Annotated in this window: 10 protein-coding genes; 3 read left to right on the top strand and 7 right to left on the bottom strand. The window is 67.2% G+C overall.

What is annotated here, in order from left to right; translation table 11 throughout:
• The 5 genes from ACTJI4_RS14715 to creB form a co-directional block, all read right to left on the bottom strand.
• Complete coding sequence (locus ACTJI4_RS14715) at positions 1-3,405, bottom strand: dermonecrotic toxin domain-containing protein (protein ID WP_440869786.1); 3,405 nt, start codon at positions 3,403-3,405, stop codon at positions 1-3.
• Positions 3,348-5,537 (bottom strand): hypothetical protein, encoded by a 2,190-nt coding sequence (locus ACTJI4_RS14710; RefSeq protein WP_440869785.1) that lies wholly within the window; start codon positions 5,535-5,537, stop codon positions 3,348-3,350. The genes ACTJI4_RS14715 and ACTJI4_RS14710 overlap by 58 nt, the downstream gene beginning before the upstream one ends.
• Before the next feature lie 135 nt (positions 5,538-5,672).
• Positions 5,673-6,992: a cell envelope integrity protein CreD gene (gene creD, locus ACTJI4_RS14705; protein WP_392915896.1), complete on the bottom strand. Its 1,320-nt coding sequence runs from the start codon at positions 6,990-6,992 to the stop codon at positions 5,673-5,675.
• A gap of 61 nt (positions 6,993-7,053) precedes the next feature.
• Positions 7,054-8,490 carry a two-component system sensor histidine kinase CreC gene (creC, locus tag ACTJI4_RS14700; RefSeq protein WP_440869784.1) on the bottom strand — a complete coding sequence of 479 codons (1,437 nt, stop codon included), beginning with the start codon at positions 8,488-8,490 and terminating at the stop codon, positions 7,054-7,056.
• Between the two features lies 1 nt (position 8,491).
• The gene (gene creB / locus ACTJI4_RS14695; protein WP_440869783.1) at positions 8,492-9,184 is read right to left on the bottom strand and encodes a two-component system response regulator CreB; all 693 of its coding nucleotides are present in this window, start codon (positions 9,182-9,184) and stop codon (positions 8,492-8,494) included.
• Between the two features lie 45 nt (positions 9,185-9,229).
• Here creB and ACTJI4_RS14690 point away from each other — a divergent pair, with 45 nt between their 5' ends.
• Together ACTJI4_RS14690 and ACTJI4_RS14685 are read left to right on the top strand one after the other, a co-directional pair.
• A complete protein-coding gene (locus ACTJI4_RS14690; RefSeq protein ID WP_392915888.1) occupies positions 9,230-10,087 on the top strand; it encodes a 23S rRNA (adenine(2030)-N(6))-methyltransferase RlmJ in 858 nt (285 codons plus the stop codon).
• Positions 10,088-10,181: 94 nt separating this feature from the next.
• Complete coding sequence (locus tag ACTJI4_RS14685; RefSeq protein ID WP_440869782.1) at positions 10,182-10,727, top strand: N-acetyltransferase family protein; 546 nt, start codon at positions 10,182-10,184, stop codon at positions 10,725-10,727.
• A 29-nt stretch (positions 10,728-10,756) separates the two neighbouring features.
• Here the strand turns inward: ACTJI4_RS14685 and ACTJI4_RS14680 are convergent, their stop codons facing one another.
• Together ACTJI4_RS14680 and ACTJI4_RS14675 are read right to left on the bottom strand one after the other, a co-directional pair.
• A complete protein-coding gene (locus ACTJI4_RS14680; RefSeq protein WP_440869781.1) occupies positions 10,757-11,344 on the bottom strand; it encodes a YidB family protein in 588 nt (195 codons plus the stop codon).
• Between the two features lie 191 nt (positions 11,345-11,535).
• Entirely contained in the window at positions 11,536-12,051 is a 516-nt protein-coding gene (locus ACTJI4_RS14675; RefSeq protein WP_440869780.1) for a DJ-1/PfpI family protein, read from the bottom strand.
• A gap of 399 nt (positions 12,052-12,450) precedes the next feature.
• On the opposite strand from ACTJI4_RS14675, the gene mfd reads away from it, so the two are divergent.
• Positions 12,451-15,918, top strand: coding sequence for a transcription-repair coupling factor (gene mfd / locus ACTJI4_RS14670; RefSeq protein ID WP_440869779.1), 3,468 nt, complete (start codon positions 12,451-12,453; stop codon positions 15,916-15,918).
• The last annotated feature ends 1 nt before the right edge of the window (position 15,919 follow it).

The raw sequence follows: 15,919 nt of genomic DNA, 5'->3' as shown, positions 1-15,919 counted from the left end.
TCACGGAACATGCTCGAAAAGGGATGTCCAGCCTCGGATTGCGGCCTGTGCGTGGAGGCGTCCTGTGTTCACTTGACGGAGGTGGAACTTGACCGTTTCATCAGTACCCTCGAAACCACCATACAGTTCCGCCAGTGTCTCCTGGACGCGCTGCGTCGCCACCGGGCTGTCGAGCCTGCTGAGATAGCGCGATGTGAGCAGGTGGGTGAGCGTCTGGTCGAAGCGCACTGCGTTGGAATGTGAAAAGAACCCCTTGTTCGGGTCGAAGAAAAAAAGCAGCCGTTCCCCGTTGTCGGCAACACGCACGGCGCAGGCCATGCTGTGGCGTGAACCACTGAGGATGAACTCGGCGCTCCCGGAGGTGGTGGCCAGCAGCCTGGCCAACTCTGTAATGCCGATCAGCGACGGGGCCGACAGCGAGCCGGGCAGCAGGCCCGCCCCCTGTGCATCGCGCAGTACCTCACGCACATTTGCTGCCAACGCACTTGCGGGACGGTGGATGGCACGGCGCAGCTGGTCCAGCAGCTGCGTCTCCTCCCCCTGGGCCAGCGCCACCGCCATGATGCGCGACAGCGCCGTGCACATGCCTGCGCCGCCGTCGGCGAGCAGTACCTGGGAAGCCGGAACGAAGTGGCCGCCGGCCTCCTCGATCGTCTTCTGCAGCGCGGCAGCGGAGCGTATGTGGCGCTCCGAGCGCAGCAGGTTGTCCAGCCTCGCGATCACCACCGACAACGCCCCCTGCTGTACCGGGTCCAGGTCGCCGGACACGAACAGCGCCTTCATCCGCTCCACCGACGCCGCATCGCCCACCGTCTCGGGCAGCACCACCCGCTGCCAGTGGTCCTTTCCCCATTTGAAGTCCAATGCGCCACTGCTCAGCGGGGCTCCCCGCAGCTGGTCTTCGCGGGCGGCCAGGGCGCCCCGATAGCGTCCTTCGGCCGACCCCGCAGGCCCGGCCCGGTTCGGCGCACCACCGCGCAGCCCGACGTCGCTGTGCGGCTCCCACCATCCCGCTGCGTTCAACCGCACCGGCTGATGATGGAAGCCGCCCGCCGGGTGCCGCAGCCGCCAGGTGCCGTGGGGATGATCGAAGAACACCTCGTAGGTTCTGCCGGCCTGTTCGATGTACTGCTTGCCCAGGTGATGGTGCACGCCGTTATCGGCCGCGCGTGGGCCGGCCACTTCCACCGGCTGTGCAAAACGTTCTGCAACGTGCTCCAGCGGGTCGCTCGCACCATCCAGCAGCGGCGCCTGCACTGCGGGCTGCAGGCGCGCCCCGTCGCTTGCGGCAAGCGAGGCGACGCGTGCGGTACCCAACGGCGCGGAGAGCACCACCCCGAGCAGGCCGCTGGCCGCTGCCACGGCACCCGCCCGCCGCGCCTGGTCGGTGTGCGCGTCGAGCGCCTCATCCAGGCCCAGCGCGAATTCCGCCGCCGAGCCCATGAACACCACGGGCAGCAGTGTCGGCATGACCAGACTGGCGATCCCCGCAGCCTCGTTGAAGCGCGCCAGGCGTTCAATCCAGCGGTGCCGGAACGACTCCCAGGGCGAGGTCAACAGCGTGATTGCATCGCGGCGCGACCGGTCACGCAGCCTGTGGACCAATGCCAGCGACGGATCCCCGGTGATCGGCGAACTCAGTGGCCCACTGCCGAACATGGCCACGGCACCGCCGCCGAGCGAACGGTGCACGCCGTCCGAAAACCAGCCCTGCTGGAGGTCGGCAAGGTCGAAGGCCGCTTCGATCCCGGCGCGGCCGTCCTCCTGTGCCGCGGTCTGCTCGAGCCAGCGCATCATCGCAGCGTCATGGGCAAATTCGTGGAAGCGGTGCGCATCACTGGCCCAGTAAAGGACCACCTCCGGCCCCCGGGCATCGGACAGATGCAGCATTGTGGAACTCACGCCATGAATCTGCAGCCAGCCTGCGCGTGCGCCGCCGACAGGCTGCAATGCATGCGCAGAATCCTGCGCCCTGGCGGCGTCGAGTTGACCGAAGCCTGCCAACGCCAGCTGCAGGCCCCGGCTCGACAGGGAACCTTCTGCATACTGCTGCCAACAGGAAAACAGGTACGAGCCGCGGACCACCGACAGCAGTTCGCTCTGCTGGGTCGTCCAGAACGCGTCCAGCGCCTGCAGATACTCGCGCTGCAGATCCAGCTCCCGGACAATCGCCAGCAGCTGGCTCGCCTCCAGGTCGGCCACCTCGTTGTTCTCATCGAACACCACGCTTTCGGGCGTGGTGTAAAGGCCCATGAAGGTGGCATTGCGGTCGATGAAAGCATCGCCGCGCGTCATCGCAAGGTAAGCGAAGCTCGCCGAACGCACCCGTTGCAGCGTACTGTGCACCCACCCGCTGCGGGTCTGAGGGCTGGGCACACCGCCATTGAATTCGACGATGTAGCAGCTCCGGCTGCTCAGCACCACCTGGTGTCGGCGCAGGATTTCCTGGTCAAGGCGCTGCTCGATGAACGCTGCCAGGCGGGGATAGCGTGCGTCCAGGAGCCCGCGCCCGGCCGCGAGGGCATGCAGCCAGCGTGCATCGTCGACCCCGGCATTGCGCAGGGTTCCTGGTCCGCCGGGTGGCAACCGCGCTGACCAGTGCACCCGATCACTGCCGGCCAGCGCTACGGGATCGCGTGCCGCCAACTCGGCGGCAGCGGCCATCACCGGCATCGACACCGGCAGGTGCAGCTGCGCCAGCTCGCGCTCCAGCGCGTTGAAGGCGTGTCGCCGGGCCGGCGCCGGACGGTCCCTGCGCTCATCCAGCTGGGCCATACGCAACTGCAACGCCTGCCGGAACAGCACGGCGCGGAAATCGCCCTCGATGACGTCCCCCTGTTCGATCGGCACCGCGCCCTGTCGCCACTGCGCGTGCTCTCCAGCCGGTACCCATTCGGACAGGCGCCGCGCCACCTCCGTGGTCAGCTGGCACAACGCGGCCTCCGCCGAAACGAACGGTTGCAGCGCAGGTGTCCGCGATGGGCTCAATACCAGCACCGGCGACCGGCCATCGTCAGGAGATCGCGCGGCATGGACCAGCAGGACGCCGTGGAGTGTCACCGGAGCACCCCCATCGACCGTACCCGTCAGCAGCCGTACGTGGACGCGCCCGTGGGACGCCCCTGCAGGGCGGCCTGGATCCGTTCCAGCCTGCTGCCCGGGCCCTTGCATCAGCAGGTCCGCCACAAGGGCTATTTCCTGGACGCCCAGCTGGCCGACGGCCTCGAGCAGCACCGCCGTCGCCGACAGCCGACGCGAGATCGCGTCCATGTACCGGTTGCGCACGGCCGTGGCCTGCCCGGCTGCGTCCCCGGCGGCGAAAGCACGATAGTGCGCTGCGAAAGCCGTCAGGTAATCGCGCCCGGCCACCGCCTGGTTGAACTGGGCAACGTGAGCGTCGCGCATTCCTGCTCAGGAAAATAGATCTCCTGCGCCGCGTTGTAGTACAGCCCGGAACGCTCGACATCGGCCTCCTGCGGCAACAGTGCGGCGCCAACCAGCGTATGCGCGCTCACCAGTTCGCTTCGCACGCGCATGTCAGGCGACACACGGTGCCCCGGGCGACGGAACGCCGCGCCTGGCGCGCGGAATTGCCTGGCCTCCCACGTTGCACGCGTTTCGCTCTGCGCGAAGGTGTTGAGATAGATCTGGCCGGGATCCAACCATTGTCCAGTGACGTTGCGGATGTCCGACGCCACGGACCGGGCCAGATGCCGGTCGAGCTGGGGCAACTCATCGCGTACCTGTTGCAGCGCCTGGTCGGAAAGCACCAGGTCGCGCCAGGCCGCCCGCAGTGCTGCATGCTGGACGGTAGCGTTCTCCCCGCTGGACCGCAGCCAGGCGAGCATCCGGGTCCGGACCGCGGCCAGCAGTGAGGGGTCGCCCTGGCCGAGCACTATTGCATCGAACGCGGCGGCAGGCGGCGGCGCCTGCCGTGCAGCCCTTGCCAACCGCAGGCTCGCCGCATGCAGGTCGAGGACCTCATGTGGTTGCAGCGTCGGCGGCACGGCCACCGCACGGCGCTGCCGTGTCGCGAAGGACGACGTATTTGATGGCCCCGCCCCGCTATGCGGATCGAACAGCAGGGCCACCTCGCGGGCGACGTCGTTGGCAAGCAATGTGGCGCTGACCGCTGCTGCCAGGGTTTCTGGATCGTCGCCTGGCGCTGCCTGGACCTGCTCCCACATCGAACGCCACACGGTGGCCGTGCCGTCGACCGTCACCAGCGTGTCGAGCAGCGCGATGGCTGCCCGGGTGCAGTCGCCTGGCGTTGCGGTGCCGGTGTCGGCTGGCGCGGATATCCAATGCCAGCCGGAGGCGGCCAGCGCCAGACCGCTCCCCACCAATCCACCCGCCAACGCCAGCAGGCCGCGCCCGCCGCGCGGCGGCGCAGCCGAGGCGACCGAAGGCAACATTCCCCCGCTGCCGGATCGCACGGCTGGGCCGACCACGGCGGGAAGATGTCCGGGTGTGATCGGACTCCACACACTATCCTGCGCAGCGCATGCGACTGACACTCCCCGGGCGCAGAGCGCCTGCATGCCAGTGCTCACCGATGCCGCGAACAGCAATGCCTCGGCCACGGCCTGGCGCAGGCCCGGTGCTGGTGGATCCCAGCGACCGGCGCGGTCTGCCACCGACAACAACCACTGCCCCAGATCGTCGCCGTCCCCGCCGCCGGTGCGCAGCAACGGTTCGACAGCGCCGCCAGCGAGCCTTTCCAAGTGGCCGAGAATATCGGCCCGCTGGGCGTCGGACACCCGCGCGCAGCGGTCTTCATCCAGCGCGTTGAACAGTGCCGGCAGTGCTGTACGTACATCAATGGCGGTGCCATCGCGGGCTGCCAGTGCCGTCGCACGTGCCAACGCGCTTTCGACTTCAGCCTGCGGCAGCCCCGGCAGCCAACCTCGCAGCTGCTGCAGCACGCGCGCACGCTGTGTTGCCGTCGGGGTGCGCTGCAGCGCGCAGGCTACCGTCCGACAGTCCATGCTCGCGGTCGGCCGCGCCGCCAGCGCGGCGTCCCAAGCGCGGCGCGGCATGTCCACGGGCCGATACAGGGCCTCGCGCACCGCCGCGAGCAGCGCATTGCGCCGGGCCACCGCGGCCGACAACTGCCCACGCAGACCGACGCACTCGACCTCCCAGGCGACCCGCGGCAGGGTCAGCAGCCCGGTCAGGCAGGTGCGCCACGCGGCGCGTTGTGCCCGCGTCAGTCCTGCTGGAAGCAGATGTCCCAAGGCGTCATCCACCAATGGCTGCGCCATGGGGGAGGCCAACACGGTACGGTGGAAACCGGGCTCCAGGGTCAGAAAGAAGTGCGCATCCAACGGCCCCTTCCGCAATGCCGCCGACAGCGCGTCCAGTTCCTGCTGCGGCACGCCTGACAGCCACTGGGTGCGGGCGGGAGCAACCCGCGCACCGTTGTCTACCGACACCGGCGCCGGGGTGGCCACCCTCCATGAACCCTGCCGGTCCGGCAGGCGCCGGAATGGACGATCAACATCGCCGGCAACACGTGGTGGGGTCAGGTTGGTCATGGTCCTGTAAGCCGGCGACTACCGACCGGACCCTACCCTGATCATCCACAAAAACCACCCATGCCATTGCACAGCCTGTGCCATGCCGGCCCGGGCAACGCCGAACACGACACTGCGTGCGATGCAGCCGGCGTGTTACCGCAGGCCTGCGCCCAGCTCGTACCAATCAATCCGGCGGGTGATCCACATCGCCGTGGCCAGCACCGCGAACAGCAGCAGCGAGCCCATCAGCAACGCGTTGTTCTCCGACACCAGCAGTCCATACAGCGCGCCATACAACACGGTGAGCATGCCGGCGAAGCCCAGGCCACGCACCCAGCTGCGCAGCACACCGGACAGATACACCGCCTGCAGTCCGATACAGGCAACCGCCGACACCACGTATGCGACCCAGAACGGGATGTGCTCGGACAGGCTCAGCAGCAGCAGGAAGAAGATCGCCAGCGCCAGGCCGACCATCAGGTACTGCAGCGGGTGGATGCGCAGGCGCTTGATCAGTTCGAACAGGATGAAGCCCACGAAGGTGAGTACGATGAACAGGATGCCGTATTTGCTGGCGCGGTCGGCCTGGGTGTAGATGTCGACCGGATTGACCAGCTCCACGCTTACCGTTTCCGGCTCCACGTCGCGGTTGTCGCGCAGCTGGCGCTGCGCTTCGGACGCCAGCGAGGACACTGCCCATTCCGCATCGAACCCCTTCTCGCCCACCTTGCGTTCGTTGGGCAGGAAGCTGCCACCGAACAGCGGGTGCGGCCAGGGCGAGCGGATCGCGATGCGGCTGTCATCGCCTACCGGCACCACCGCCAGCGAGCGCGTTCCATCCAGCACCAGTGACAGCTCGACCTTGCTGGACGCGAGCATGCCGCCGCTGCTCTCGGCAAAGCCCTGCAGCGGCACGTGCAGGCCCTTGCCGATGCCGGTGACATCTCCGATGCCGGGTTGCAGGGTAAGCGCCTCGCCGTCCACCTTCAGGTCGGGCGAGCCGACCAGGCCGCGCACATCCGCAATACCCACGGCCAGGTACGGTGTCCCGTACACCCGCCCCGCCTTCACTGGATAGTCGTCGTCGCTGAACTCGGCGCTGACCGTTGCCTTCCAGGTATAGACCGGGACGCGGAACAGCCCGACCCGGCGTTCGTCCGGCTGCATGCCGCCATCGACCACCAGCTTCGACGGCATCTGCAGCCAGTAGCTCTGCTCGACCTGCGTTTCGATCTTCTTGGTACCTGCCGCGTCGATCACTTCGACCTGGCGGGTGTCGGTCCACGGCACCACCCGGATCGGCCCGGTCAGGGTCTGCGCGCCGGCCCGGCTCTGCGCCACGCGCAGGTAAGCCTGGTCGCGGTACGCCTCGCGTTCGCTGATCACGCCCTTGATCATCATCAGCGGAATCAGCAGCAACAGGATCAGTCCGCCCACGATGGCGAACCGCAACAGCATCTTCAGGGATTTCATCACCCGTCCTCGGTTGGGAAGGGTGCCAGCTTCAGCACGGCCGGTGTGCGGGGTTTGTGCTCTATTTGAAGCGGATGTGAAGTGACGCCATGGCCCCACCGCCTTCGCGGTTGCACAACTCTGCCCGGCCGCCGTGCAGGCGCGCCACCTCCTGCACGAACGACAGCCCCAACCCGGAGCTTCGCTGGCCGGTGGCCGGCCGCGCCAGCGAATAAAAACGTTCAAACACCCGTCCCAGCGCGTATTCCGGCACCCCGCTGCCACGGTCGGCCACGCGCAGCACCACGCCGTCGCCCTCGCGCGATGCGCCGAGCTGGATCCGGCTGCCCGGGCTGGAGAATGCCACTGCGTTCTCCAGCAGATTGTTCAGGGCCTGCCGCAGCAGATACGCGTCGCCCTGGATCTCCAGGCCGTCGGCCACTTCGATGTCCACCGCGACCGCAGCGGCCTGCGCGCGCACCGCCACCGCATCGGCGGCGGCCTGCAGCAGCGGTGCCAGCGCGATGCGTTCGCGCTTCTGCAGCCAGCCGTGCTGTTCCACTTCGGCCAGCGCCAGCAGCTTGTCGATGGTTTCAGTCAGGCGCTGTTCCTGGCCCTGGATGCTTCGCGCGAAATGGACCCGGTCGGCATCGGGCAGCGGCTCCTGAAGCAGCTCGGCCGCGCCGCGGATCGCCGCCAGGGGGCTCTTCATTTCATGGGTCAGCGATTGTACGTACTGCTCTACATAGGCCTTGCCTTCCAGCTTGCGGCGCATGGTCTCCAGCGCCTGGCCCAGGTCCCCGATCTCGTCGCGGCGCGGCTTGGGCGGTGGTACCGGCTCACCGGCACTGACCGCCCTGGCGTAGCGGTTGAGCCGGTTCACGCCGTGCATGAGCCAGGCGGTCATCAGCAGCCCGACCAGCGCCGACAGCCCGATCAACCAGGCCCCACGCTGCAGGATGGCGCGCTGGCTGGCGGCGATGAACGGATCGATGCTGCGGTTGGGCTGGGCCAGGCTGAGCACGCCGATCAACCTGGTCGGATCGGCCGGGTCATGGATCGGCGCGGCCACGTGCATCACCGAATGCACCTCATCGCCGGGGGTTTCCGGGCTGGAGCGCGCGCCATACTCACCGCGCAGGGTGCGGTAGACATCGTTCCAGCGCGAGTTGTCGCGGCCGATGTCCTGCCCGGTGGAGTCGTACACCACGATGCCGCGCGCATCGGTGATGGTCACGCGGTAGTCGAGACTGCGCTTCGGAAAGCGCCACACCATCGCCTTGGGATCGCGCCGCTGCGCCCGGGCCAGGTTGGCCACGAACGGGCCCGTGCGGATCTGGCCGGCCTTGAGGTCGGCGGCTGCCATTTCCGCCAGCACATTGGCCGCATCCACCAGCGTGGACTCCATCGCCTGGCGCACCCCGGGCTTCACTTCATTGACGAAGACCCGCATCACGAAGAATGCGGCGATGCCCACGATCAGGAAAAAGCCCAGGAACAGTTTGAGGCCCAGCCGCACGCTACACCTCCAGCGCGTAACCCACGCCGCGATGGGTGCGGATCGGGTCGGGATCTGCCCCGGCGGCACGCAGCTTGGCGCGCAGGGTCTTGACGTGGGTATCCACGGTGCGATCGGCGCTGTCGGCGTCGGTGTCCCAGCCGCGATCCATCAGCTGGGCCCGGCTGAGGATCGCACCGGGGCGCTGCAGCAGCGCGGCCATCAGCGCGTATTCGTAGCGGGTCAGATCAAGCAGCCGCTCGCCAAAACGGATGCGGCGACCCTCGCGATCGATCGCGAAACTGCCGTGCTGCTGCCAGCCCGGCTCGGTGGCGCCCGGTGCCGACGCGCGGCGCAACCGCGCCCGCACCCGCGCCACCAGCTCGCGTGGCGAGAACGGCTTGGCCACGTAGTCGTCAGCACCGAGTTCCAGGCCCAGCACCCGGTCGAACTCGTCGTTGCGGGCGGTAAGGAAGATCACCGGCACGTCGCTGAAGGTGCGCAGCGTGCGGCACACCTCGAAACCGCTCATGTCAGGCAGCCCAACGTCCAGCACTACCACGTCCACCGGTTCCTGGCGCAGCAGCTGCAGCGCGTGCCCGCCCAGCAGGCAATGGCGCGCCCCGTAGCCTTCGCTGCGCAGCGCGTAGAGCACGGTATCGGCGATGGCGGCTTCGTCTTCGACGACCAGTACGTTGTGCAGGGGGCGGTTCATGCACGCAGCATAGCCGCTGGGGCCGCCGCCCCGTACACTGCGCCGATGAATTACCGCCACGCCTTCCATGCCGGCAACCACGCCGATGTGCTCAAGCATATCGTCCAGCTTGCCCTGCTCGACACCTTCAAGCGCAAGGACAGCCCGTTCTTCGTGCTGGACACCCATGGCGGCGCCGGCCGCTACCTGCTGGCCAGCGAGGAGAGCCGCAAGACCCTGGAGGCCGAGGACGGGGTGATGCGGCTGATGGCCCAGCCCAGCCTGCCGGCGGTGGTCGAGCGCTACCTCAAGGCGGTGCAGGCCGACAATCCGGTCGGCGCGATGATCAGCTACCCCGGTTCGCCACTGCTCAGCGCACAGACCCTGCGCGCGCAGGACCGCATGGCGGTGTGCGAACTGCAGGATGCCGAAGCCGCCTCGCTCAAGACCCTGTTCGCCCACGACAGCCGGGTGGCCGTGCTTCACGCCGACGGCTACGCCCAGAACAGGGCACTGCTGCCGCCGAAGGCCAATGGGGTGAAAATCGGCCGGGGCCTGGTCCTGATCGACCCCCCCTACGAGGGGCAGGATGCCGAGTACCAACGCATCCTCGCCTCGGTCAGCGAGATCCTGGCGCGCTGGCCGCAGGCCAGCTTCGCCATCTGGTTCCCGATCAAGCAGCGCCGCACCATCCTGCACTTCCTGCGCAAGGCCTGTGCGCTGCCGGTGAAGTCGGTGCTTACAGTAGAACTACTGGTTCGGCCCGATGACTCTCCCCTTCGGCTCAATGGCAGTGGCATGCTGTTGCTCAACCCGCCCTGGCAGTTCGACCAGGTGCTGGCCCCGGCCATGCCTGCGCTGAAGCAGTACCTGGGCGAAGCGGGTGCCAGTACCCGCCTGCAGTGGCTCAAGCAGGCCGAGTAACGCCACGACCGCCCGCTGAACGGCGTGAGTGTTTCGTTCACGGAATGCGCCCCCCGGGATGCGAGAATCCGAAGACCACCAAGGAACCACCGGTATGGCTACCCGTAACCGCATGCCGCCCTGGCACGAAATTTTCAAGGCTCCCAGCGGCCATGAGCTGCTGATCCGTCCCATCCGTCCCGAAGACGGTCCGCCCCTGAAGGAGGCGTTCAGTCTGTTCGGGCCGGAAGAAGTCCGTGATCGGCTGACGCAGTCCGTTGATGTGCTTTCAGACGAGGCGGCCTATCGGCTGACCCATCCCAACGTCAAGACCGAGATCACGCTGGTAGCGGCCGAGAATCTGGCGGCCGGTGATGCGGTGGTGGGGGCGATTGCCCGCGCATCCATCAATCCCGGCACCCGCGAAGCGGAGTACGCCATCCTGATCAGCCGCTTCCTGGTGGGTCAGGGCCTGGGACGGCAGTTGATGCGCAAGCTGGTGAAGTGGGGCCGTGGCAAGTACCTGGATCGTCTGTATGGCGACGTGCTGGAAGTGAACGAGCCCATGAAGCAATTGGCCGCGTCGCTGGGCTTCAAGGCAGTACCGCATCCGCAGGGGACGCCCGGGCTGGTCCGCATGGTGCTGGAACTCGGGTCCTGAGCGCCAGGACCTGTCCCTACCGACGGGTCCTATCCAGGCGAGGCGTGGCGGGTGTCCTTCAATGCCGCATCGGCTGAATCGGCCGTACTCCCCTGCCACCCGCAATAGGCCAGCAGCGACAGCGGCAACAGCGGCAACAGCCAGCGCCATCGGCGGATGTTCCTGGCCGGCGCCGCATCACGATCCTGCACCGCCGCAGGCTCCGCCTGCGCGCATGTGCGGGCCAAGGGCTCCAGGTCGGCGGGCATGGCCGTCGGCAGCCTGCCGCCGGGGGTTACCGCCCGAACCAGCTGCGGAACGGCTGCAGCCATGACCCCGGCAAGCACGGATTCCGGCAGCCCGGTTCTTTCCGCAATGACTCGCATATCGGCTACGCCCAAGGCGTGCCTCATTTCGTTGCCGTTGGTGTAACGCATGTTCGGATGGCCCCCCATCCAGGAATCGAACACGTCGCCAAGGCCAATGGCGCAGAACCTGTCCCGAAACGCCATGAAGCCTCCCGGCTCGGCGAACATGAAGCCGGCAAGCACGCCAATGAGCGTTCCGGCCTTGTCGCCCAGCCCCGATACCCGCGTTACATTCTCGATCAAGGTCCCGACAGGTGACATCAGGATCATCTCCGTTGGTAGGTAGCTGCGGCGCAGGTGGCCCGCCCCATCGCCCCCTGCAATGACGGGGGAGACATTGCGCAGATAACGATGTGACGGGCCGCAGGTCTGCTCTGGATGCGCGGCTTTCGATCACCGCGCAGAAATACGCGATACCGGGCACCGCTCCCGGTACCGCGTACCCTTACTGCAACCGCTCGTCAGTCCAGCAGCGCTTTCGCCAGCGCCTGGCTGAACGCCGGTAGATCCTTGGTGTGTCGCGTGGTGATGACCAGATCGTCGACGACCACCTCGCAATCCCTCCATGTCCCGCCCGCTGCATCCACCAGTGCCTGGTGCCTGGGGTCGGACGTGGCCTGGCGATCCTTCATCAGTTCGGCAGCGATCAGCACCGGCACCCCCTGGCTGGTCGCGCCGACCGGCTTGCCGGACTTCTCGAACGTGCGCAGGAACTCGAGCACCGGCTTCAGCGTTGCGATCTCCGCGCCGCCACTGACCACCACCGCGTGGTAATCCTCGGGATCGGCAACGGCCACTGCCTTGTCCACCTTGTAGGTTTCCTTCGTGTCGGTGACCAGGACATCGGGACTGGATGCGATGACGCTGATCTGCGCGCCCATCCGTCGCAACTCCTGCATGGGCTTGGCCAGGTGCGAATGCTCCACGCCCTGGCCTGCGATGAAGGCAACGTGTTTGCCGCTGAGGCGGTTCTGCATTGAGGAGGACCTCCGCTTGTGGTGGAGGCGTCATGTTGGTGACGCATACATGATGCTTTTGTCACTGCGATGTCGCGTTTCTGTAATGACGTCATCACCTCGATTTCCACATCACACTCACGCAGCATGTCGCTATCGGCGGCTTTTCCCGAGTTTCAGCACCCGCCCCTCAATTGGCTGACGTTTTTGACGAGTTCGCACCGTTGGGATAGTGTGATATTCATGCCACTTACCCACATTCGTAGCTTCTGATTTCAATCGCTGCTCCAAATCCGATCGACAAATTCGATGATTGACGGGCGGACCCGGCCCCAGCGCGCAGGGCGGGGCCGCGCTGAACAGTCCGTCCGCGACGGCAAAGGCGCCCATCGCGACAGGCTCTGGTAAAATCAGCGGTTCATGTCACCCACTCCCTATCCCGCACCGCCGCTGCCCCGTTCCGGCCAGCTCCGCGCCTGGTGGCGCGCTCCCGCATCGCCTACGGCGCTGGCGTGGTACATCGCCCGCGCTGCGGAAGCGCATGACGGGCCATTGCTGGTCATCGCGCGCGACAACCATGGCGCCAACCAGATCGAGTCGGATCTGCGCACCCTGCTGGGCAGCGCATCGGCGCTGCCGGTGGTGGCGTTCCCGGATTGGGAAACCCTGCCCTACGATGCGTTCAGCCCGCATCCGGACATCATTTCGCAGCGCCTGGCTGCCCTGCACCAGCTGCCGACGCTTCGCCAAGGCATCGTGGTGGTACCCGTACAGACCCTGCTGCAACAGCTGGCGCCGCTCAAGTACATCATCGGCGGCAGCTTTGACCTGAAGGTCGGCCAGCGACTGGACCTCGATGCGGAAAAGCGCCGCCTCGAAGCCGCCGCCTACCGGAACGTGCCGCAGGTGATGGATCCGGGCGATTTCGCCGTACGTGGCGGCCTGCTCGATGTGTTCCCGATGGGTGCCGATGCCCCGTTGCGGATCGAGCTGCTCGATGAGGACATCGATTCGATCCGCGCCTTCGACCCGGAGAGCCAGCGCTCGCTGGACAAGGTGGACGCGGTGCGCATGCTGCCCGGCCGCGAGGTGCCGCTGGACGAACTGAGCGTGTCGCGGGTGCTGGCCACCCTGCGCGAGCGCTTCGACGTGGATACCCGGCGCAGCGCGCTGTACCAGGATCTCAAGTCCGGGCTGGCGCCGGCCGGCGTGGAGTACTACCTGCCCTTGTTCTTCGACGGCACCGCCACCCTGTTCGACTACCTGCAGCCCAACGCGTTGCCGGTGATCGCGCCGGGCGTGGGTGAGGCGGCCGCCTCGTTCTGGGCGCAGACCGGGAACCGATTCGAACAGCGCCGCCACGACCTGGAGCGGCCACTGCTGGCGCCCACCGAGCTGTACCTCAGCCCGGAAGCCTTGAGCGCGCGCCTGAACTCACTACCGCGTATCGAGGTGTGGAGCGCCGACCACCCGCGCATCGACGAAGCAAAGCCGCTTGGCGACCAGCCGCTGCCGCCGCTGCCGGTGGCCGCGCGTGACGCGCCGACCGGGGAAGCGCTGAAGTCGTTCCTGGGCCACTACCCGGGCCGGGTGCTGATCGCGGCCGATTCGCCGGGCCGCCGTGAAGCGTTGCTGGAAGTACTGCTGTCGGCGGAGCTGAAACCGCCGGTGGTGGCCGACCTGCCCACCTTCCTGGCCGATGCGGGCCAGCGGTTTGCCATCACCGTGGCGCCGTTGGAAGACGGCTTCGCACTGGATCTGCCGCAATTGGCGGTCCTGACCGAACGGCAGCTGTTCCCCGAGCGCGCCGGCACCACCCGGCGCAGTCGCCGTGTCGGGCGCGAGCCCGAAGCGATCATCCGCGACCTGGGTGAGCTGACCGAAGGCGCACCCATCGTCCATGAAGACCACGGCGTGGGCCGCTACCGGGGATTGATCGTGCTCGATGCCGGCGGCATGCCCGGCGAGTTCCTGGAAATCGAATATGCCAAGGGCGACCGGTTGTACGTGCCGGTGGCCCAGCTGCACCTGATCAGCCGCTACTCCGGTGCCTCGCCGGAAACCGCACCGCTGCATTCGCTGGGTGGCGAACAGTGGAGCAAGGCCAAGCGCCGCGCAGCCGAGAAGGTCCGCGACGTGGCGGCCGAACTGCTCGAGATCCAGGCCCGGCGCCGAGCACGCGCCGGCCTGGCGCTGCACGTGGACCGGGCAATGTACGAGCCGTTCGCGGCCGGCTTCCCGTTCGAAGAGACCGGCGACCAGCTCGCCGCCATCGACGCCACCCTGCGCGACCTGGCCAGCAGCCAGCCGATGGACCGTGTGGTCTGCGGCGACGTTGGCTTCGGCAAGACCGAGGTGGCCGTGCGTGCCGCGTTCGCCGCCGCCAGCGCCGGCAAGCAGGTTGCGGTACTGGTGCCCACTACCCTGCTGGCCGAACAGCACTACCGCAATTTCCGCGACCGTTTCGCCGATTGGCCGCTCAAGGTGGAAGTGCTGTCGCGCTTCAAGAGCACCAAGGAAATCAAGGCCGAACTGGAGAAGGTGGCGGCCGGTACCATCGACGTCATCATCGGTACCCACCGCCTGCTGCAGCCGGACGTGAAGTTCAAGGACCTGGGCCTGGTGGTGGTGGATGAGGAGCAACGCTTCGGCGTGCGCCAGAAGGAAGCGCTTAAGGCGATGCGTGCCAACGTGCACCTGCTGACCCTGACCGCAACCCCGATTCCGCGCACGCTCAACATGGCCATGGCCGGCCTGCGCGACCTGTCGATCATCGCCACCCCGCCGCCGAACCGGCTGGCGGTGCAGACCTTCATCACCGCCTGGGACAACGCACTGCTGCGCGAAGCGTTCCAGCGCGAACTGGCGCGTGGCGGCCAGCTCTACTTCCTGCACAACGACGTGGAGAGCATCGGCCGCATGCAGCGCGACCTGGCCGAGCTGGTGCCTGAAGCGCGCATCGGCATTGCCCATGGGCAGATGCCCGAACGCGAGCTGGAACGAGTGATGCTGGATTTCCAGAAGCAGCGCTACAACGTGCTGCTGTCGACCACGATCATCGAATCGGGCATCGACATCCCCAACGCCAACACCATCATCATCAATCGTGCCGACCGTTTCGGCCTGGCCCAGCTGCATCAGCTGCGCGGTCGCGTCGGCCGGTCGCATCACCGCGCCTATGCGTACCTGGTGGTCCCGGACAAGCGCTCGATGACCCCCGATGCCGAAAAGCGCCTGGAAGCCATCGCTTCGATGGACGAACTCGGCGCCGGCTTCACCCTGGCCACCCACGACCTTGAGATCCGTGGTGCCGGCGAACTGCTGGGCGAGGACCAGAGCGGGCAGATGGCCGAAGTGGGCTTCAGCCTGTACACCGAACTGCTCGAACGCGCGGTGCGCAGCATCCGCCTGGGCAAGCTGCCCGACCTGGATGCGGGTGAGGAAGCGCGCGGTGCCGAGGTCGAACTGCATGTGCCGGCACTGATCCCGGACGACTACCTGCCCGACGTGCACACCCGCCTGACGTTGTACAAACGCATCAGCAGTGCACGCGACAACACGGCGTTGCGCGAACTGCAGGTGGAGATGATCGACCGCTTCGGGCTGCTGCCCGATGCCGCCAAGCACCTGTTCGCAGTGGCGGAGCTTAAACTGCAGTGCAATGCGCTGGGCATCCGCAAGCTGGAACTGGGCGAGAACGGCGGCCGCATCGTGTTCGAGGCCAAGCCCTCCATCGACCCGATGGCGGTGATCCAGATGATCCAGAAGCAGCCCAAGCTCTACACCATGGACGGCCCGGACAAGCTGCGGATCAAACACCCGCTGCCGTTGCCCGAAGACCGTTTCAACGCGGCCAAGGCACTTCTGGCAACCCTGGCGCCGAACTGAC

Origin of the sequence: Stenotrophomonas sp. 22385 (genome assembly GCF_052045085.1) — a bacterium.
Classification (GTDB): domain Bacteria; phylum Pseudomonadota; class Gammaproteobacteria; order Xanthomonadales; family Xanthomonadaceae; genus Stenotrophomonas.
This window is presented reverse-complemented; position numbering and strand designations above follow the sequence as displayed.